General features: G+C 58.2%; 21 protein-coding genes. 2 read left to right on the plus strand and 19 right to left on the minus strand.

What is annotated here, in order from left to right; translation table 11 throughout:
• The 12 genes from IT585_01345 to IT585_01400 all read right to left on the minus strand — a co-directional run.
• Positions 1-446: response regulator (locus IT585_01345; protein ID MCC6961875.1), on the minus strand; the 446-nt coding region annotated here is incomplete at its 3' end.
• A gap of 17 nt (positions 447-463) precedes the next feature.
• Positions 464-2,287 (minus strand): chemotaxis protein CheA, encoded by a 1,824-nt coding sequence (locus IT585_01350; GenBank protein MCC6961876.1) that lies wholly within the window; start codon positions 2,285-2,287, stop codon positions 464-466.
• A gap of 6 nt (positions 2,288-2,293) precedes the next feature.
• Positions 2,294-2,923 (minus strand): protein phosphatase CheZ, encoded by a 630-nt coding sequence (locus tag IT585_01355; protein MCC6961877.1) that lies wholly within the window; start codon positions 2,921-2,923, stop codon positions 2,294-2,296.
• Between the two features lie 2 nt (positions 2,924-2,925).
• Positions 2,926-3,312 carry a response regulator gene (locus tag IT585_01360; GenBank protein MCC6961878.1) on the minus strand — a complete coding sequence of 129 codons (387 nt, stop codon included), beginning with the start codon at positions 3,310-3,312 and terminating at the stop codon, positions 2,926-2,928.
• Between the two features lie 10 nt (positions 3,313-3,322).
• On the minus strand, positions 3,323-3,727 hold the full coding sequence (locus tag IT585_01365; GenBank protein ID MCC6961879.1) for a response regulator: 405 nt from the start codon (positions 3,725-3,727) through the stop codon (positions 3,323-3,325).
• A 24-nt stretch (positions 3,728-3,751) separates the two neighbouring features.
• A complete protein-coding gene (locus tag IT585_01370; protein ID MCC6961880.1) occupies positions 3,752-4,789 on the minus strand; it encodes a protein-glutamate O-methyltransferase CheR in 1,038 nt (345 codons plus the stop codon).
• Positions 4,790-4,822: 33 nt separating this feature from the next.
• The gene (locus tag IT585_01375; protein MCC6961881.1) at positions 4,823-5,440 is read right to left on the minus strand and encodes a response regulator; all 618 of its coding nucleotides are present in this window, start codon (positions 5,438-5,440) and stop codon (positions 4,823-4,825) included.
• A complete protein-coding gene (locus IT585_01380; protein ID MCC6961882.1) occupies positions 5,433-5,849 on the minus strand; it encodes a response regulator in 417 nt (138 codons plus the stop codon). The genes IT585_01375 and IT585_01380 overlap by 8 nt, the downstream gene beginning before the upstream one ends.
• Positions 5,836-7,755, minus strand: a complete 1,920-nt coding sequence (locus tag IT585_01385) for a HEAT repeat domain-containing protein (GenBank protein ID MCC6961883.1) — start codon at positions 7,753-7,755, stop codon at positions 5,836-5,838. Before IT585_01385 ends, IT585_01380 begins: the two co-directional genes overlap by 14 nt.
• Positions 7,756-7,776: 21 nt before the next feature.
• Positions 7,777-8,133: an STAS domain-containing protein gene (locus IT585_01390; protein MCC6961884.1), complete on the minus strand. Its 357-nt coding sequence runs from the start codon at positions 8,131-8,133 to the stop codon at positions 7,777-7,779.
• 19 nt (positions 8,134-8,152) lie between these two features.
• On the minus strand, positions 8,153-8,596 hold the full coding sequence (locus IT585_01395; protein ID MCC6961885.1) for an ATP-binding protein: 444 nt from the start codon (positions 8,594-8,596) through the stop codon (positions 8,153-8,155).
• Positions 8,593-9,894 (minus strand): SpoIIE family protein phosphatase, encoded by a 1,302-nt coding sequence (locus IT585_01400; GenBank protein ID MCC6961886.1) that lies wholly within the window; start codon positions 9,892-9,894, stop codon positions 8,593-8,595. The genes IT585_01395 and IT585_01400 overlap by 4 nt, the downstream gene beginning before the upstream one ends.
• A gap of 440 nt (positions 9,895-10,334) precedes the next feature.
• Here IT585_01400 and IT585_01405 point away from each other — a divergent pair, with 440 nt between their 5' ends.
• Complete coding sequence (locus IT585_01405) at positions 10,335-12,545, plus strand: hypothetical protein (GenBank protein MCC6961887.1); 2,211 nt, start codon at positions 10,335-10,337, stop codon at positions 12,543-12,545.
• A gap of 485 nt (positions 12,546-13,030) precedes the next feature.
• On the opposite strand, the gene IT585_01410 is transcribed toward IT585_01405, so the two are convergent.
• The 6 genes from IT585_01410 to IT585_01435 all read right to left on the minus strand — a co-directional run bounded on the left by IT585_01410 (position 13,031) and on the right by IT585_01435 (position 18,211).
• The gene (locus tag IT585_01410) at positions 13,031-13,435 is read right to left on the minus strand and encodes a hypothetical protein (protein MCC6961888.1); all 405 of its coding nucleotides are present in this window, start codon (positions 13,433-13,435) and stop codon (positions 13,031-13,033) included.
• Between the two features lie 662 nt (positions 13,436-14,097).
• Entirely contained in the window at positions 14,098-14,790 is a 693-nt protein-coding gene (locus IT585_01415; GenBank protein ID MCC6961889.1) for a DUF2807 domain-containing protein, read from the minus strand.
• 82 nt (positions 14,791-14,872) lie between these two features.
• Positions 14,873-15,304, minus strand: coding sequence for a DedA family protein (locus tag IT585_01420; GenBank protein MCC6961890.1), 432 nt, complete (start codon positions 15,302-15,304; stop codon positions 14,873-14,875).
• A 68-nt stretch (positions 15,305-15,372) separates the two neighbouring features.
• Positions 15,373-16,155, minus strand: a complete 783-nt coding sequence (gene xth, locus IT585_01425) for an exodeoxyribonuclease III (GenBank protein ID MCC6961891.1) — start codon at positions 16,153-16,155, stop codon at positions 15,373-15,375.
• A gap of 53 nt (positions 16,156-16,208) precedes the next feature.
• The gene (locus IT585_01430) at positions 16,209-17,621 is read right to left on the minus strand and encodes a hypothetical protein (protein MCC6961892.1); all 1,413 of its coding nucleotides are present in this window, start codon (positions 17,619-17,621) and stop codon (positions 16,209-16,211) included.
• The gene (locus tag IT585_01435; protein ID MCC6961893.1) at positions 17,615-18,211 is read right to left on the minus strand and encodes a penicillin-binding protein activator LpoB; all 597 of its coding nucleotides are present in this window, start codon (positions 18,209-18,211) and stop codon (positions 17,615-17,617) included. Before IT585_01435 ends, IT585_01430 begins: the two co-directional genes overlap by 7 nt.
• A 232-nt stretch (positions 18,212-18,443) precedes the next feature.
• Here IT585_01435 and IT585_01440 point away from each other — a divergent pair, with 232 nt between their 5' ends.
• Positions 18,444-18,845: a DUF4157 domain-containing protein gene (locus IT585_01440; GenBank protein ID MCC6961894.1), complete on the plus strand. Its 402-nt coding sequence runs from the start codon at positions 18,444-18,446 to the stop codon at positions 18,843-18,845.
• Positions 18,846-18,923: 78 nt separating this feature from the next.
• Here IT585_01440 and IT585_01445 read toward each other — a convergent pair whose 3' ends face one another.
• Positions 18,924-19,820: a PD40 domain-containing protein gene (locus IT585_01445; protein MCC6961895.1), complete on the minus strand. Its 897-nt coding sequence runs from the start codon at positions 19,818-19,820 to the stop codon at positions 18,924-18,926.
• Positions 19,821-20,213: the final 393 nt, after the last annotated feature.

The raw sequence follows: 20,213 nt of genomic DNA on the forward strand, positions 1-20,213 counted from the left end.
CCTTTGCGCAGGGCGTACTGCGCCATGAGCGTGCGCCGCCGCGTGTAGATATGATGAATTTTGGCAATCAAATCCGCCTTGATTTTGACGATGTCGAGCGAAACGAACGATTGCTGCTTCGGGATAAAGTCGACCGCGCCGAGATCGAGCGCATCAAGCGTGATCTTGGCGCCTTCCGAGGTTAACGACGACACCATGATCACCGGCGTCGGATGCTTCTCCATGATCTGGCGCAGCGCGGCCAGCCCGTCCATCTGCGGCATCTCGATATCCATTGTCACCAGGTCGGGGCGCAACTCCAGCACGCGCTCGATCGCGTCCTTCCCGTTCGCCGCCTGGCCGATGATTTCGATTCCGGGATCATCGGCGACCATCATCTGGATCGCTTTGCGCATGAATGCCGAGTCGTCTACGACCAACATGCGGATCTTGTTTTGAGTCGTCATGCCTGCCTGCTCTCAGGTTACTTCACCATCGAGAAAATTCCGACCGGATCAACGATTAGCCGGACCCGGCCATCCCCCATGATTGTCGCCCCCGCAATTCCCGGCGTCTGCCCGAGCAGTTCTCCCAGCGGCTTGATCACCACTTCCTCCTGGCCAAGCAGCCGCTCGACCACCAGACCCAGACGGCGGTCGGCCAGTCCGAGGACAACTACGTAAGCGTTCTGGCGCCCGGCAAATGCCCGCGTCTCCTGCTTCTTGAAGAATGTGGTCGCCAAATCGACGATCGGCAGGACTGCATCGCGCAGGCGGATGACTTCCCGCTGATTAATCGAGTGAATCTCATCCCGCGTGATCTTGACGGTTTCCGATACCGACGCCAGCGGCAGGATAAACAACTCGCTGCCGGTCTCCACCAGCAGCCCCTGCACAATCGCCAGCGTCAGCGGCAGCTTGATGACAATCGCCGTTCCCTGCCCGCGCGCGGACTCGATGTCGATCAGCCCCTTCAGCTTCTCGATATTGGTGCGAACGACATCCATGCCCACACCGCGGCCGGAAACGTCGGAGATCACCTTGGCCGTGGAAAACCCGGGATGAAAAATGAACGAAAAGATGTCCCGGTCGCTCATCCGCTGAATTTCCTCCGCGGTGCCCAATTTCTTTTCCGCCGCCTTTTCGCGGATACGATCAACATCCAGGCCGGCGCCGTCGTCGGAAATCCGAATGACGATATTCGAACCTTCCTGGCTCGCGCTCAGCTTGATCGTGCCCTGGCGCGGCTTCCCCGATCGCTCCCGGACATCCGGCAACTCGATGCCGTGGTCGACGGCATTGCGCACCAAATGGACGAGGGGGTCGCCGATTTCCTCGATCACCGACTTGTCCAGCTCGGTTTCCTCGCCGTGGATCGTCAATTCGACTTCCTTGTTCAGCTGGCGGGCAAGGTCGCGGACGACGCGCGGAAACTTGTTGAAGACCTTGCCGATCGGCAACATCCGCATCTTCATGACCGACATCTGTAATTCGGTCGTAATGAAATTGATCTGCGTCGCCGTCTGATTCAGCTCTTCGAACAACTCGTCGCCCTCGAAACGCAGCGATGCCTTGCTGGCGAATTGCAACAACGCATTCCGCCCCAGCACCAGTTCGCTCATGATGTTCATCAGGCTGTCCAGGCGGTTGACGTCAACGCGAATTGTCTGATCGGCCCCGCGCTTGAGTTCGAGTGCGCCCCGTCCCACGGTCGGGACACTTGCGGTGTCCGCCGCCGGCTCCGGTTCTGGGCTTTCTTCTTCCACCGCCTCGACCGGGATTGGCGGAACCGGTTCGCTCACCGTCGCCGCCGCCGCAGACCCAGCCGCCGCCTTGGCTTTCTTGCCCTTGCCGTTCTTCTTGCCGGTCGACTTGCTTGCCGCCGGCGCCGGTATTTCCGGAACCTGGCCCTGATCAATAGCGATCAGCTTTGCCTTGACCGCCGACAAGTCGATCGTTGATTCGCGCCCCTGGCGCACGTCGTCAAGCAACACCTTGAGCGTGTCGATCGATTCGAGCAGGACATCCATGATGGCGGCGTTGGTGCGCAGCTCGCCCTTGCGTAGCTTGTTCAGCACGTCTTCCATCTTGTGCGTCAGCTCGGAAACTCTGTCAAAGCCGAGAAATCCGGAAGTCCCCTTGATCGTGTGCGCCCCGCGGAAGATCTCGTTAAGCAAGTCCAGATCGTCGGAGCGTTTCTCCAGCTTGACCATGTCTTCGTCCAGCTTGGAAATGATCTCATCCGCCTCGATCATGAACTCATCGATGATTTCCCGCATGTCATCGAGTGCGACGCCGTGATCAGCCATAGTTCCCTACTTCTTGCCTCGTTCGCGATTCATGTTGTCCACCAGCTCGTCGATCGAGTTCTGTCGGTTGGCGTCAGTCGAAAAACTGGCATTCGGATCGAACGCCAATTTGCGTTTGCTGCCTTCCCGTTCCTCCGAGCGATCGGCGCCGTCCAGATCCATCAGCACGTCGTGCAGGCGTGTCTCCACCATCTCGAGCATGTGGATGGCGTGGGCGATCTGCTGGGTCGTGATATCCTGAAACTGCAGGGCGTCCATAATGGCGTAGGCGTCATTCTGGTTGCTCTCGGCACAACTGCGCACCTGCTCGATGATCCGCTTGACCTTCGAGTTGTTGCGGAAGTACGTCGCCGGTAAGGCGCGCCGCAGCTCCTTGAGCTGCGCGTCAATCGTGCCTTCGCGCCCCGTGATCGCCTCCACCATGTCGAGCACGCGGTGGGCGGCATCTTCCGTCTGCCGGCTGACTCGTTCCAGCTGCTCCGTGGCCTGCGGCACCGTCTTGCGCGACTCCGTCAGCGGCTCCTGCGCCTGTTTGATTCCCTGGACAATCTGCGTAATCGACTCGGCGAGTTTGCGCAGGTCGCACTGAATGTTCTTGGTCGATTCGCTTCCGGTAAAGAGCGTACGCGTCTCCATGATCAACCCTTTCCTACGGATTTGAGGACCTGCCCGATTTTTTCACTCAACGTTTCCGGGGTAAACGGTTTCACGATGTAATTGTTGACGCCGGCCTTCATCGCCTCGATGATGTCTTCCTTGACCGAGCGCGTCGTGACCATCAACACCGGCAATTCGCGAAACTCGTCCGAATTGCGCATCTGCGTCACGAACGCCAGCCCGTCCATCTCCGGCATATTCCAATCGGTGATGATGAAATCGTATCGGTCGACCTTCATCTTGGCCAGCGCATCCTTCCCATCGCTGGCTTCCGCCACGTCGTTAAATCCCGCCCGCTTGAGCGTGTTGACGATGATGCGCCGCATCGTCGGCGAATCGTCAACGGCGAGAATCTTCAGCTCCGGCATAACGGTCTCCTTATCTCGTAGTGTGACTTGTCTGCGGTGTCCGGTTGCCTAACAGCTTGCCGATGGTCTCCAGCAGCGCTGTCGATTTGAACGGCTTGACCAGGTAGGCGTCGGCGCCGGCTTGCCGGCCCTTGACCTTGTCCTGCTCACTCTCCTCGGAGGAGAGAATGATGATCGGCAGCTTGCGAAACCGCGGGTTCTGCCGCAGGGTTGCGATCAGTTCATAACCGTCGACATTAGGCATGTTGAGATCGGTGATGACCAGATCAACCCCCGCCTCCAGGTGCGAGAGCTTCTCCAGCGCGTCCATCCCGTCGGCGGCACTGATCACCTCAAAGCCGTTCGACTTGAGGCTGAACGCGACAAACTTGATGATGGTCGGAGAGTCGTCAACCACCAGTACTTTGCGTCCCATATCCGGCCTTACCTTTATGAGTTCTCATGTTTTCTTCCTGGCACTGCTTAACAATTCCTGAATCTTGCGCAGCTTATCCATCGTCGCTTCATGCGTCGCGGCCGTAGCAGCGCCCGCGCTCGCCGCCGTAGCCGCCGCCCGGCTGGTTGCGGGCGCCCCCACCGCAGTGGTCTCTGCCGTCGCTGCTTCGCGCGCCGCCGCAGTCGGCGCCGCCTCCTTGTGATAAACCAGACCGTTCTTGAAGTAGATCAGTTTGAACGACTTGCTGATGCCGTGCAACGACTCGGCATGGCCGATGAACAGGTACCCCCCCGGCACCAGCGCCCCGTAAAAGTCGCGCACGATCTGGCGCTTGACGTCGTCGGAAAAGTAGATCATGACGTTGCGGCAAAACACGAAGTCCATCTCGGACATCAGCGACATCCGCCGCTGGTCGGTGAGGTTCAGATGACTGAACGTGACCAGCCGCTTCACCGCATCCTTGACGATGTACGACGGGCCTTCCTGGGTGAAATACTTCCGCACGATTTCCGGCGGTGTCGTTCGTAAGGCCATCTCGGTGTACACGCCGGTGCGCGCCGCATGCAGCACCTGCTCGGAAATGTCGTTGGCGATGATCTCGACGTTCCAGCCGGCAAGATCGCCGAACGCCTCCAGCAGAATCATGGCGATCGTATATGGCTCTTCTCCGGTGGAGCAACCGGCCGACCAGATGCGCAAACGCTTCCGCCCCTGGCGCTTGCGGCTGTTGACAATCAAGGGCAGCACTTCCTCCTGGAAACAGGTCAACTGCGGCGGATTGCGGTAGAACGAGGTCTCGTTGGTCGTCACGAGATTCATCAGCATGTTGAATTCTTTCAGGCTGGTGTCGTACTTGACCTGATAGAAATAATCGCGGTGCGAGCGGATGCCGAGCGCCGCCATCCGCTTGGTCAGGCGGTTCTCCAGGAGATACTTCTTGTTCTCCGAGAAGAAGATGCCCGATTTTTCGTGGATGAAGTCACGGAAGAGGATGAAGTCTTCCAGGCTCAACTCTGAGGTCTGCAGAGTCTCTTCGAACATCGCTGCGGCAATCCCCTGGTTTTAGAATCGGTCTTACGAGCTGCTCGACAGCAGCGTGCGGCGTTCCGCGGAGCGCAGCCGGTTCTTGGCGGCCAGCGCCGGTTCGGCCGGAAGTCCGCTGTCAATTTCGTCCTCCGACTGATCGCACAGCTCCGGCAGCGTGCCGATCGACTCCGTCGCCCGCAATACGGCCAGCTTGCCGCGCTTCTCGCGTTGATTCATGTTGGCCAGGCGCGTCTCGAGTTCGACGACGCGCTCCTTCAGCTGGCGCAAATTCTGGCGATTGTGGTACTCCTGCACGGCGTCCTGCACAGTGCGCTCCACCTCTTTCAGCCGGAACGGCTTGACGATGTAGTCGCGCGCGCCCAGCCGCAACGCCTCGATCGCCGTGTCGACGGTCGGATGACCCGTCATCACGATGATCGAAACGTCGCCGTTGAGGCGCCGGATCAGGTGCAGCAACTCCCCGCCGCTGACGCCGGGAATGCGCAGGTCAACCAGGGCGGCGTGATATTCGGTGCTCTCCAGCAGGCGGATCGTGTCCAGTTGATTGGCCGCGGTATGGACTTCATAGCCCGCCTGCGCCAGCAATTCTGCCAGCAGCTCCCGGACGAAGACTTCATCGTCCACAATCAAAATACGCTTATACATATACCTTCTGTACCTGTGTCGTCTGGCGTTTGGATTGACGATGTTCTTCCGATGCCGCCCGGACGGTGGCATAGAGACGGTTGATATTGAAGGGCTTGATAATGTAGTCATAGACCCGCTTGCGCAGCGCTTCCACCGCCGACTCCACCGACGGATAGCCGGTCATGACAATCACCGGCAACTGCGGAGATTCGGCGCGAATCTTGTCAACGAAACTCAGGCCGTCCTCACCGTCCATCTTGAGGTCGGTCAGAACCACGTCGAAATCACTGTTCTTTTCCAGCAGCTCCAGCGCTTCATTGACGTCGTTCGCGGTCATGATCAGGCAGTCCTTCTCGGCGAAGAAATCATACAGCAGATCGCGAATGAGCAGCTCGTCGTCGACCACGAGGATTTTATGTTGTTCCATCGGCTAACGCCTCCAGTTCATCGATCGCCCGGCTGACTGCGCCGACGACATCGGGGTTCTTGTCGCGCACCGATCCTTTCAGGAATGGCAGTGCCCTCTTATCGTGAAGCCGCGCGAGCGCCTTGGCGGCGGCAACGCGCAGAACATCGTTTTCACAACCCAGGAACGGCAGCAGTTCCTCCAGCGTCGCCGGATTTGCGATGCGCCCCAGCCCGTTGATGGCGTGGAAACGCACCCAGACATCCTCGTCGTCGAGCATCGTCACAATCACCTTCCACGACTCATTGCCCGTCAGCGCGATGATGGAGTCGATCGCTGCCTTCCGCACATCTGGCTCCTCGTCATTCAGCAGCACGCGGATTTGCGGCACCACCGTCGCGTCGGCGATGCGTCCCAGCGACTCGACCGCCGACTTGCGGACCTGCGCTTCCGGATGATTGAGCGCGTCCAACAGTGGCTCGATCACGGCCATTTCGCCGATCCAACCCAGGGCCTGCGCCGCCAAAATCTGCCGCCGTGAATCGGCAGCTTCCAGACCGTTGCGGAAGCGATCGATCGCCGCCGGCCCGCCGCTCAGCACCAGCGCGCCCAGCGCCGCCTGCTGCACGTCGGAATATTCGTCATCCAGCGCTGCAAACACCCGGTCGATCACCGTTTCGGCGCCGATCCAGCCGATGGCCTTGAGCGCCGCCGAGCGAACGTGGTACACCGGATCTTCGCTCAATTGCACCAGCAGCTCCAGAATGTCGCGATCGCCGATCCGGCCTAACACCAACGCCACACGCTCGCGCACGGCGTCATCCGCATGATCCTTCAGGCGCGCAACTTCCGGGACGAAGCGCGAATTGCCGGTCGCCGCAATCGTGTCCAACAGATGACAGCTGATCGCTGGACTCGCCTTGCGCAGTGCATCGGCGATTTTGTCGGTCGCGGCAATTGCGGCCTTGCTGAGCAGGTCTTTGGCCCGCTCTGCCACTTCCTCGTCGGCATCATTGAGCGCATCGAGCAGGACGCTGACCGAAGCTGGCGCATCCCACGAACGTAATTCTTCCAGCGCAAACAGCTTGGTCTCGCGGTCACCGGTGCGGATCGCCTTGATCAGGCACTGCTGCAACTGCGCGGCCGGGAGATTATCGAGAATCGAGTGATCGGTGGCATGCGCCACTTTGATCAGCGCGCTCACCACGGCCTCGTGCAGCGCTTCGTTCGTGCTGGCGAGTTGCTCGCGCAGGAACGGTTCTACCGCGCGCGTCCGGAGATTACCCATCGCCTCCACGGCGGTAAACACCAGCACCGGGTCGTCCGAACGCAGCGCGCGAATCAGCAGCGACAACGCCTTGTGGTCGGCGATGACGCCCAATGCTTCCACCACTTGCGGCCGCGCGTAGGGATGCCGGTCGTACGCCTGGATTAATGGCGTGACGGCCACGCTGTCGCCGACCCGGCCCAACGCTTCCGCCGCCGAGCAAACGACGTTCTCGTTGCCGTCATCCAGCCGGTCGATCAACGCCGTCACGGCCGACGAATCGCCGATGACGCCGAGAGTGTCGACGGCGAACTTGCGCACATCGTGATCGTCCGACTCGATGCAATCGAGCAACGCCGGGATCGCGGCGACGCCAAAGGCGGCCAGCACTTCGGAGGCGAGGTTGCGCTGCGAAATCTCGGGACTGGACAGATACTGACAGAGGAATTGTGGGGCGTGCGGCGAGCGGCGGGAAATCAAGGCCTCGGCCACGCGCTCGCGGACCCCCTTGTCGGAATCCTCGATGGCCGAAACCAGCGCGGCTACCGCGTCTTCATCGCTGCAGTCGCGCAACAACTCAATTGCCTGCTCGCGTTCGGTCGGATCGCCGCTGGTTAAGCCGGTGATTGCGCGATCAAGAACGCCGTCCTCCAGTGCCATGCGACATACCCTTTTGCGAAGTTAGCCGGTCACCCGGGCCGGAGTCATGAAAACTTCCTGCGCTTCGGCTTCCGAGTCAAAAATCTCGAAGATGTTCGATAACTGCGTGATCTCGAAAATCTCCTTCACGTAGCTGGCCAGATTCGAAAGCACCAGCCGCCCCTTCGCCAATCGCACTTCCTTCAAGATCGACACCAACGTCCCCAGGCCGGAACTATTGATGAAATCCACCTGTCCGAGATTCAGAATGAGCTGGCGCCGGCCCTGCTGAACATGCCGCAAGACGTCGTCTTTGAGCGTGGACGAACTGGTAATGTCCAGGCGCCCCTTCAGACTCAACGTCACAAAATCTACATGTTCGGTCACACGAATTTCCATTGACTACCTCCGTAAGTATTCAGCTACCTTCAACCGACTGCGCCTCGGGACGCAACCGCCACGAAAGAGTGAAGCGCAATCCGCCGCCGGCTTTTTCCTCTACGGCAATTCTATCGGCATATCCGCGCATGATGGCCACACCGCGGCCGCCGGTTTTTTCGGGATTTACGTCCTTCAAGTCCAACCGGAGATCGACATCCTCCAGCCGCCCCTGGCCCTCGTCCTCGATCGCGAATTCCAGGCCGCGCTCGTCCCAGCGGAAGCGCAGCTGGATCGTTTTGCCCGGATCACCGTGATTGCCGTGGTAGAACGCATTAGTGAACGCTTCTGAAACACACACGGCGAAGCGGTACTTCTCGGCGCCCGTCAGGCCGAGCGCCTCCACCACCTCCGCGATCACCTGATAAACCTGGTTGAAGTTCTCCTCGCGCGAATGAATCGCGTACGATAACTGACCGCTCATCGGATCTCCACGGCCAGAATGGTGGTATCGTCCAGCGACGCGCGATTGGCCCCGGCGCGAAAAACTCCCAGTTCCTCCATCAGGCGCTGCGTGACCTGCACCGGGTGCGCGTCGCTCTGGTTGCGCAGGAAATGCAGCACACGCTGGCGACCGTACAGATCTCCCCGCTGGTTCTCGCTTTCGCTGACCCCGTCCGTGTAAAACAGGATTCGATCCCCGGCATGAAGTTCCACGGTCTCGCTCTTGAATGTGACGTCGGCGAATTGCCCGAGCACCGTGCCGCCCACGCGCCACTCCCGCACTTGGCCGCTTTCTTTCTGCAGATGCGCCGGCGGCAGATGACCGGCATTGACGTAGGCGCATGTCCCGGCCGCCAGATTGAAATGGGCATACGCCACCGAGATGAACATGTTCTCCGACCGCAAGACCTGTTCGCACAAGAACTGGTTTAGGCCGGTGATCAACTGATCCACCGGTCGGCCCCGCACCGCTTCCAGTCGGAAGGCCGATCGCACCGCCGCCATTAACAGCGCCGCCGGGACCCCCTTGCTCGTCACATCCCCGACAATGACGACAAATTCGTCGTCGGTCAGCTTGATGATGTCGTAATAGTCGCCGCCGACCTGACCGGCCGGGATGTAGGCGGCCTCAATGATCGCTCGATTGAACGTCGCCGATGGCGCCGGCAGCAAAGCGTGCTGCACCGTGTGCGCCAGGAACAACTCCTGCTCCAATTTCTGGGCATGCAATTTCTCTTCGATCAGCGAGGCGTTCTCGATTGCCACGGCGGCAAATCGCACCAATAACTGCAGGCGCATCCGGTCTTCCTCGTCAAATTCACCGCCCGTCGCCTTGTTCACGATGACCAGCACGCCGATCTTTTTCTCTTTCGAAATCACCGGCACCGCAATCACCGACTCGATCCGATTGTGCATCGATGCCGGCTCTCCCAGCTCGCGTAGAATCGTGGCCTCGCCGGTCGCCAACGCCCAATCGGCAATATTGCGTCCGTCCTCCATGCGAATTGCCGCGATCACGGCATCGTCAACCCCCCACGAGATCCGCGTCTGCAGGCGCTCGTTCTCGATCAGCATGATGCTGCCGACCTCGCCCGACACCATCCGTATCGCCATCTCCATCATGGCCGCGAGTACGCTCTCCAGATCGATCAGCGAAGTGATCATCAGCCCCATTCTCGCGATATCTTCCAACTGCGCGGCTTGATCGGCAAGCTTGGATTCGAGATCAAATAACTTGCGTTCGAACAGCACAATCTGATCTTCGATTCGCGACAACATTTAGGATACCAGAATAGTCTAAATTCAATTGCCAAAAACGGTTACGCGGCAGTCCGCCTGTAGTTCAGCTATCGGCTGATCGGGCTGAATCCTGAAGCCACCAAATTCAATGCACTGATTTGACGAACTCGAACCGGCATCGTCGGCAATCCGGCGATCCCTCAAAGCCGTTGCGGCATCACATTTTAAGTTGACAGATTTTGCGAATTGGCTTAATTAGTGGGATAGGACTGAGCGGCGATCGGCCGCTCGCTTACTTACAACACCCGAATTCGATCGAGCTTTCGGCCGAAATCCTCCGGAGCCCCTCACCACCGCGTGGAACTCTGCCGAACGAATTACGGACAGGTCACTATTTTGTTATCTCGCTTAGTCAAATATCACTCGCTACACGTACTGTGTCTGATGACGCAGTTTAGCCTACCCCTGACGGAGGATCCATGCAACGCCTGTTAATGGCAGCGGCGATCGCCCTGGCGCTGGTCGCCTGCGCGTTCGCTCAACAAAAAGCTTATGACTACAAGAATCTGACGGCCGACGACATCGCGGAGATCAAGGCGCGCCGTCACGAGTTCTACACCGCCAAGTCGCAAGGCAAGCAGGAAGCGATTCGACTCGCACAGTTGCAGAAGGCGATTTACCTGGACGGTAATGAAGCCGACTACAACGTGAAATACTATGGCATCGACGTCTACCTCAACTTCTCGAACGGCTCGATTGTCGGGAAGGTTGACTATGTGATCGAGGCCATGGTCGAGGGCCTCAATGCCATCGATCTCAATCTGGCAACCGACCTTACCGTCGATTCCGTTCGCTTCGGCGCTACCGCCGCCGGCTACAGCCACGCGGTCGATCTGCTCTCCATCACCACCCCCGCGCCGATCGCGCGCAACGCCCAGTTCTCCATGACGGTTTACTACCACGGCACCCCGCGTTTCGTCGGCGAACAGGGCATGGAGTTTGCCTCCGTGTATGGCAACACCATGTGCTGGACCAATTGCGAGCCGTTCGGATCACGCAACTGGTGGCCGTGCAAGGATCACCCCGAAGACAAACCCGATTCGGTCGATATCTACGTGGATTATCCCAGCACCTACAAAGTGATGTCCGCCGGCGCCATCGTTAGCGATGTGTCATCCGGCACCGGCCGCAAGCGGATTCACTTCAACCATAACTATCCGGTTGCGACCTACCTCGTCGCGATCACTTGCGCCAATTTCACGACCTCGACGCAAACCTGGAACTACGGGCCTTACTCGATGCCGGTCTATTCCTACACGGTGCCGAATATCCCGCAAGCCAAGCAATCGTTTGAGACCTGGATGATCCCCGTGCTCAACGCCCTCTCGAACCGCTTCGGCACTTACCCGTTCGCGACGGAGAAAGCGGGCAATGCCCACTACGGCTGGGGCGGTGCAATGGAACATCAAACCTGTTCGTTCTATAACCCGACTTTTTACGATGATTGGGTTATTGCCCACGAGACCGGCCACCAGTGGTTCGGCGACATGATTACCTGCAAGACCTTCAACCACGTCTGGCTGAACGAGGGTTTTGCCTCCTACTCGGAGCCGATCTTCTTCGAACAGCAGTACGGCTTCAATACCTACAAGAGCTGGCTGCAGTCCCAGAAGTATCTCGGCGGCGGCACGATCTACGTCGAGAACACTCTCACCGACGACATCTTCGACAACAACCTCGTTTACGACAAAGGCTCCTGGGTCGTGCACATGTTGCGAGGCGTACTCGGCGATAGCGTGTTCTTCAACGTCGCGATGCCGGCTTGGTACAACTCGCCGTTCAAGTACGGTGCCGCCACCACTTCCGACTTCACCAACGTTATTTCGACGGCCGTCGGTCACGACATGTCGTGGTTCGTCGATCAGTGGATCTACGGCGACGGCAGCCCCAATTATCAAATCGCTTACCGCTGTGAGCCGGAGCCGGGCGGCTATCGTCTGGCCTACTTGATCCGCCAGACACAAAGCGGCGGCACCTACTTCAAGATGCCGATTCGTACCCGCTTTGTCACGACCGGCGGTAATGTCGACACGACGATCTGGAACGAAGGCCCGGTGGAACTCTACACCCTGCACTTTGCCGACTCAGTCACGAACGTCATTTTCGACGCCGACGAGTGGATACTGCGCCAGGTCACGACTGTGCCGCTGCAGATGACGATCCTGACCGTCGATCTGCCCGATGGTGAAATCAATTCGCCTTATGCACAGAGTCTCGAAGCGGTCGCCGGTACCCCGCCGTACTCCTGGACCTTCCTCGGCGGCGATCTTCCCTTCGGTCTCAATTTCACCGGCGGCACCGTCGGCGAAATCAGCGGCACGCCGACTTACGCCGCGACCTTTTATTTCAGCATCATGTGCCAGGATGCTTCCATTCCGCCGGCCAGTGATACCAGCAGTTTCGCCATCACAATTATTCCCCAGCAAGGTCTGCCGGGGGATGCCGACGGCAGCGGCGGCGTGTCCATCTCGGATGCCGTCTACCTGATCAACTACATCTTTGCCGGCGGACCCGCTCCGAACCCGATGGCGGCTGGCGACGCCGACTGCAGCGGCGCAGTCTCGATCTCCGATGCCGTCTTCCTGATCAACTACATCTTCGCCAGCGGACCTGCCCCCAGTTGCCCGTAACCGGCCGGCCCTAAACTGCACAAACCAAACGGGCGAGTCGCCAATACGACCCGCCCGTTGATTTTGCGATCTAATCGCGAAGCTACTTTTTGGCTTTCTTGGCCGGCTTCTTCGCGGTCTTCTTCGCAGGCTTCTTGGCTTTCGTGGCCATGTCCGCTGCTCTCCTTACCAGAGTAGGTTTCAAGCGGTCGCGCTCAGACAGCCTAACGAAGAGCGCGATTTCCATTTTACTTATCGTGAAGGACTTCAGCGGGCTTTAGTCTTTCGAGCCTCGCTCACCAAAATTTCTGGCGCGCAAGCGATCGTGCGAAGCCCCCCGTCCCGCCGTCCCGGAGAGTTTTGTCGACGCGCGATGCTCTTCACCTTCGCTCGCTGCAGTCGCGCCCCTTGATATCGACCGCGCTTTCGCTGGCGTGCCCCGGGACGAAACAAACAGGCCGCCGGTGCTATGCACCGGCGGCCCGGATCGTTGGAGGTTTGGGTCCTTATGGCATGCCGACGGCGAGTTCCTCAGAGTCGCCGGCGACACTGCGTTTGGCGCCGATCAGTTGCCTGACCGTTTCTTTCAACCCGGCCTTGTTTGACGGTGTCAGCAGACACGCGTCGGCCAGCCAGGTATAAAAATCGTTCCAGTAGTTGTAGTAGTCGCACGACAGCAATACTGACACGCGCGGCTTCTGCTGGATCAGCTTGTCCAGCACGCGATGACATTCCTCACCTTGCTGCTGCGGATTGAGAATCACCAAATCCACCGCGCGATTCCTCTTGAGAAAGTCGAACATCCCTTTCTCCGTGCTGACTGAATGCGGACTGTACCCCTCTTGCTTAAGTGCCTCCTCGCACTCGACGCGAAACGTGTCATCGTGGCTCAAAATCAGAATATTTCGCATCCCGGCAACCTCCATGTAGTCCCCAATCGAGAATTTTGACTCTGTAAACGTCCGGCCTCGACAGCCTGTGCAACCCAGTTTCGCAACTGGCGACGGCTGTACCAAGCATTCAAAATTTATACGCCCAATCTCCGTGCGGGCTTCAGACCTGTCTACTAAAATTTCAATCGGAGTGCAGAATTTACATTTCTGTGATGGACGCCGAAACCGGCCACGTTCCCCCTCCCGGAATATCGCCTCTCGGCACGACTCCAGACGACGCTGCAAAAATCGCCTCCCCGTCATGCTGGCCGCACGGCAAATCGCCGCACCGAAGCCCTGCATAGCTCCGTCTAAATCGCCTGTTCTGTCATGTGAATCGACCGTCCTTTCATGATGCAAGTAGTACTTGCCAAGGTTACGGGCAGTGCGCAAAAGACTTGTTGCGCTTATCTGGCTTTCGGTGAACGAGTATGCCGGAGCGTATAGCTCTGCTTTTGCTCAAATGTTCGCAGGGAAAACGCACTCAGTCGGCTGTCACAAATAGGACGCCGCCCCCTGATCTTGACAACGCCCACTGGGAACTCTCAATGATTCCCGCTCTCGTGCCGGCATAAATCAAGAGAAGCCGTAATGCAGAGCACTACGGCTTCTCCTGTTAGAGGAAGACTGAAATCGGTTTCCTATTTGCTTGCTTTCTTGATACGTCCGCTGCCGTTGACGCTGCTGTGAACAGCCTCCGGCTTGCCGGAGTAAGTAATGTTCCCACTGCCGTTGATCTCGGCTTCAAGCTCGCCGTTGGCGAGGACCATCGCCTCACCGCTGCCGTTGATAGTCACCGTCACGTCGCCGGAGGTCAAGTCGGCCGTATTGACCTCGCCCGACCCATTGATCTCGATGTCGACCATGTCCGACTTCCCATCGACGCGAATCGTCCCCGATCCGCTCAGGTCGACTCGGAAGCGTTTGGAATCAACGTTGGCGATATCGATATCTCCCGATCCCTGCGAACGAATCAGTTCCAGGCTGGGCACGGTAATCTTAATAACCAACTCAGACTCCGACGAAAACGACTCGTCGCTCTCGATGACCAGAGTCTTGCCGTCGATATCAGTGCGGATGAAGTCGATCAAATTGTCATCGAAGGTAAGCTCGACCGACTGCGGCTTGCCCACCACAATCGTCATCTCTACCGCCAGGTTGGACTCGACGCGATTAAACGTATTCACGGTCCGCGACTCCGTCGTCATCTTACCGCTACCGCGGATCCCGGAGTCGTGGCGGCCGGTGTTATGACTCCGATTCTTGCCAAATGCACCGGCAGTCGCAAACAGGCCCGCCAGAGTTACCAACAATACAATCTTGTGAATCTTCATGAACGGCTCCCGCAATTGTCTAACAGTTGGCTTTGAATACGGATCAGCGACCGGCGAGGTTGCGGTTTTTTTCTGTGGGCAGTTAATGCTGGCCAAGATGCGCGGCGGAAATCAACCAGTAGACCAATACATAGCGCAGAACTCGCGTCGAGAAGACGATTCCCGCAAACTGCGCAAACGGCCAGCGCACCAGGCCGGCATAAATCGTGATCGGATCCCCCACGATCGGCAGCCACGACGCCAGCAGAAAGATCACTCCGTAGCGCTTGTGCTTGCGCGCGTAAGTCTCAAGCCGCTGCTGGTCGAACTTGAGCCACCGCTCCACCAGATAGGTACCGCCGTAACGGCCTCCCACGTAATTCAGCGCCGTGCCGGCACAATTTCCCAGGCCGGCCAGCGCGATGCACAGCCACGGCGAATAACCAAAGTGAATGGCGATGACAAATATGACTTCGGACGACAACGGAACAATCGTCGCAGCCACAAACGAAGTCACCAGCAGCGCCAGGTACATTTCCATTCGGGGAAGTATAAGCGGATCGACGGGTCGGCAGCAAGCATTCCTGCTTTGCTGCGCAATCCCTAAAGCGCTGACAGCAATTCAATGCCGACCGGACAGTGGTCGGAACCCGGGACATCGGGCTTGATACTTGCCCCCCGGACGCGCTCGCGCATTCGCTCATGCACGAAAAAGTAGTCAATGCGCCAACCGACATTGCGTTCTCGCGCCCGACTCATCATATCCCACCAGGTGTAATGGCCGGGATCTTGATTGAAGATGCGAAAAGTATCGACAAAACCGTCGCCAACAAATCGGTCGAGCCAGGCTCGTTCCTCCGGCAAGAACCCGGATATCTTCTGGTTCTCCCGTGGACGCGCCAAATCGATTTCCTGGTGCGCCGTATTGACGTCACCGCACACAACCACCTGTTTGCCCCTCTTGGCGACTTTCTTGACATGCGTCTGAAACGCCTCGTAAAACTCGAGTTTGTACGCCAACCGCTCCTTCGAAGCCTTCCCGTTCGGGAAATAGACGTTGTAGAGCAGGAAGTCCTCATACTCGGCGACAACGATCCGGCCTTCATCATCGAACCGCGGTTCTCCCATGCCGAAACCAACCGACTTGGGCGCGACTTTGGTGTACGTCACTACGCCGCTGTAGCCTTTCTTCACTTTCGAAGCTGAAAAGAAGGCCTGATAGCCGGGAATGGCTATTAGCTCTTCCGGCAACTGCTCTGGCGCGGCCTTGGTTTCTTGCAGGCAAACGATATCTGCATCCTCGCTGCGAAACCAGTCCAGAAATCCCTTTTTGGCAACCGCTCGCAGACCGTTTACGTTCCACGAAACCAGGTTCAGAGTCTTCATCAGCAATTCCCTCAACTCGCAATGTTCTACTTCAGCCGCAGCCAATCGTCCCGCTAAAGCGGACAGAACAAGCTGGCCAGATTGAAATGATTGGCAACAACCTCAAAACCGGGACGAGAAATGACGGCAACGACCGCACCGACATCGTCAAGGAATTCGGCGCGCACGTCATAATGATCGGGCGGCATGGTGAAGTCCCCGACGTAGATCTTCGCCGGCAACAGCCGGCTGCAGCGCAAGTCGGCATTTTCGAGTACATCCGTGCCGGCGTCGACGGCAAACTTCAGCAGCCAACTGCCGACATCATCCTTGTCCATCTTCGCCTTCAATTCGTGCGCGGCCAGCCCCTTGACCAAAGCCCGGGCAACGGTGCGCAGGTAGATCAGAGTCTTCTTGGCCTCAAACGTCTCGGTCGCGACCTTGCTGATATCCTCAAGCAATTGCAGCTCACCGATCGGCTCACCATCAACCACAACTCGGATTCGCCGCACCGTTGTCGCTCCCGGAGTCATGACCGGAATCGCGAACTTGAAATAGTAGTCTTCCGCGATCGGCGCCGGAAACTGACCATAAACCGGCTCATTGTCGTCGGCACCGTCATAGAGAATCTGAACCAGGTCAAGCTGCTTGTCGGTGCGGAGCCGCAATTTGAGATCCCTCTTTTCCGGTGCCGAACCGACCATCGCCACGACGCTCAACTGGCCAAAACCCGTCGATTGATAATCAACCGCCGGCATCGGGAAATCGTAAATTTCCGGCTGCGTCGCAAAGGCCTCGTTCAATAGATCGTGGTCAATACGTGCGTCATCCCATTGTCCCGCAGCAGCATACATGTGCATGCTCAAGTAACGCGCGAAGGCGCTGTTCGCAAACCGCGACGGCTGGACTTCGTAGTCAAGCACCGGACGCAGTGAATCGCTCGCTTGCGCGGCACGGAAAGTCTTGGCCGCTTCGAAGTACTTCTGCTCAAGCTGCTGCAACGTGAGATTCGCGCGGCGGATCTCGACAAACGCTCCCTCGAAGTCATCCAGCGCCAAGTAATTGAGCGCCTTGAACAAATTGGCGTACAGCACTTCGTAGTCTTCGCCCGCGTAGTCGAGCACGTTGTCGTTTAGGACCAACGAAGCGGCCGCGCGAGAGATGCTCTTTGTAAAGAGCTCATCCGCTGCTTGTTCCGCCTGGTCAAGGCGCCGGTTGCTGACCGAGAAGCTGTCGGCGAAATGGTACGCCAGCCCGGAATCGAAGTAGTACAGGAACCGATCCTTATCGGCAAATTTGCCTTCCTGGCGCGCGCGTTCCAGCGCCGTGATTGCGGCTGCCGTATTGCCCCCGCGCCAGTCCCGTTGGATCTGTTCATAGTATTTTGTCTGGGTTGACAGCGAGGCACAGGCCGAGCAGAGCAAACCCAGCAAGGCGACCGCCAGGCTGTACCCCACCCCGGGTTGCCGCAGTGCGAATACTACCACTTCGTCTTGCCCTGCGAAATTCCCTTCTTGATCTTGTTGGTGCCGATCCAAACCTTCAGATTGCTCTCAACATTCACCAACTCCAGATCCGTCTGGTAGAACATGACCTGCTTGCCGCCCTCCTGATCCGAGATCGACTTGACCGATCCGAGCAGGATAAAATCAGCGCCAATCTCCTCGCGCAAACGCTTGCGTGTCTCCGCCGAGGCCCAATCGATCTGATCTTGCCGTTCCGAGCGAACATCCATGCGCTGCTCGGGCGAAGCCACAAAGTTGACCTTGCCGGAATTGATCAGCTCGCGCTCAAAGTCCTTCGTGAACGTCTCGGTGTCGATATGCTCGGACGAATTGTTCCGGATGCGGCCCACCGTAACCACCGGCTTGCGCCCGTTGGCGGCGGCGAACTCATTCGACCACGGCTTGGTCAGGCAGTCGCTGATCATCTCCTCTGCGACGAGGCGCGCATCCGTGTCGTTCCAGTTGCCCGACAGATCGGTGGTCGTCCCGGCGTCGAGGCGTGTGACCTGCTTGCTGGAGGAACATCCAACCACCATCAGCGCGGCCACAAAAAGAACGAGTATTGACTTCATCTCTCCAGACTCCTTTCACCGTTAATCCGATATTCGCTGCCCCGTTCGGTGGCCACCGGCTCACCGCTCGGGCGGCAATTTGAATTATGCAAGACCATTGCGCAAGCCGGGATTTGGCTCGGCCCGGCCGCTGCCGATACATTGACTATCGCTGTCAATTTTTGTTGCGCGCCAGTGCGGCCGGTCTTATCGTATAGGTAATAGCGAAGCAAATCCAGAGGAGTTTCATAATATGATCAGAAAGTATGATCCCAAAAAGCCGAGCGATGTCCGCCTCTTCGCCCAGGAAATCGCGCGACTGACGACCGCAGGACCGATCGGCTCGGCCCAGGCGGAACGGATGATTCAGGAATTGTCCAAGACCGATGAGGGCCGCGAACTGCTGTTCAAAGCCCGGCAAGGCGCCAGAATCGATGCACAGTCACTCGGCATCGACTTTCGGTCGGTAAAGGTATTTACCGATTCCGACCCGTCCGCCGCCAAAAATATTCTGAACGCTCAGGCCTTTGCCACGGGAAATGACATCTACTTGAGCAGTACCACCAATGCCACCGAGGCCAACCAGTCGGCCCAACTGCTCGCCCACGAATTGACGCACGTCCTCCAACAAGTGAGCGGCAAGGGCAAAAAATAGCTTTCTCGCACCTCCCGCAAGACGACAGCGCCGCCATTCGCTCACCGTCGCCGCCGCTCTTTTTTTGAGTGCTGGCGGTCAGCCGTTGGGAAGTTTGGCGATGACGATCGCGATCGTTCCGGGGCGCTGGCGGTTGAACACAACTTCCCCGCCCTTCGGATTGACATGCGCCCGGGCGTCGTACCACGGGGCTTTCGGGTGAGTCAATTGAACCGCCGGGCCGCCGTCACGGGCCACTGCGTAGAGCGCAAATGTCCCCGGGCGCGTTGATGAGAAAATAACTCGCCGGCCGTCCGCTGTCCAGCAGGGCCAACCTTCGGCGGCATTTGATTCCGTGAGGTTCACGAGTTTCTTGCCGGCGACATCAAGCACGACGATGTCGTCGTTGATCCCGCCAACCGCCCGTAGATAGACGATCTTGCTGCCGTCCTGCGACAAGCGGGCGCAGGTCTCGATATCCCGTGTTACCGATACGCGCTGCGGATTTCCACCGTCCGCCGTCATCTGGTAGATCGACAGCCCTTCCGGATCGTCGCGGCTGGTGTTAAAGAACATGCCCATGCCATCCGGCGTCCAGTACGGATGAAGATCCCGCGCTGGATGCTTGCTGAGATTCGTGATGCCGCTGCCGTCGGCATTCATCACGTAAATGTCCTCGTTGCCGCTGCGGTCCGACACAAAAGCGATACGCTTGTTGTCGGGCGACCAGTCCGCCATGTAGTTGTTAAACTCGTCGTTGGTGATCCGCTGATTGCCGGAGCCGTCGCGGTTGATGACATAGAGTTGCCACTTGCCGCTGCGGTTCGACTGGTACAGTATTCTCGCTCCGTCCTGCGAGAAACGCGGGTAGGCGTTCTCGACACCCTCCTCGTACAGGACCACCTGCAAACTGTCGCTGCCGGAAGCCTCAAGGCCGGCGGCCGGCAGCCGCGCGCTTAGCAGGATAATCGCGGCCAGACAACAAAATCGAATCATGATATGCTCTCCCTCACAAAAGTCGAACACTCGCTTTGAGGGATTATACTGTGCCCGTGGTCGGTTAGTTGCGTAAGTGCTTACACTTCTTTTGCAATACGGCACATCATGACCGGCCGCCGTGTCGCTGATAATCGGCGGTCGCCACACAACCGCCTATCTACAATTGGATTAGATCAGTCCGATTATGTCACGATTGCAATCCTTAGTTCTTGTCAATTGTCAACAAGAGCCGTATAAGTGGTAACCAATGCGCGGCGCACGGGTGATCCGTGCATTGTGCAGCCAATCTCATCGGCCGACAATCGGTGCGCCTTGACTTTCTCCGGAACGTCTCTGCACCTCGGTGTTCGCTGTAAACCCTTAAGACCCTGAGGAGAACATTCATGCAAG

The sequence above is a fragment of the Candidatus Zixiibacteriota bacterium genome, assembly GCA_020853795.1.
In the GTDB taxonomy this organism is placed as follows: domain Bacteria; phylum Zixibacteria; class MSB-5A5; order CAIYYT01; family CAIYYT01; genus JADJGC01.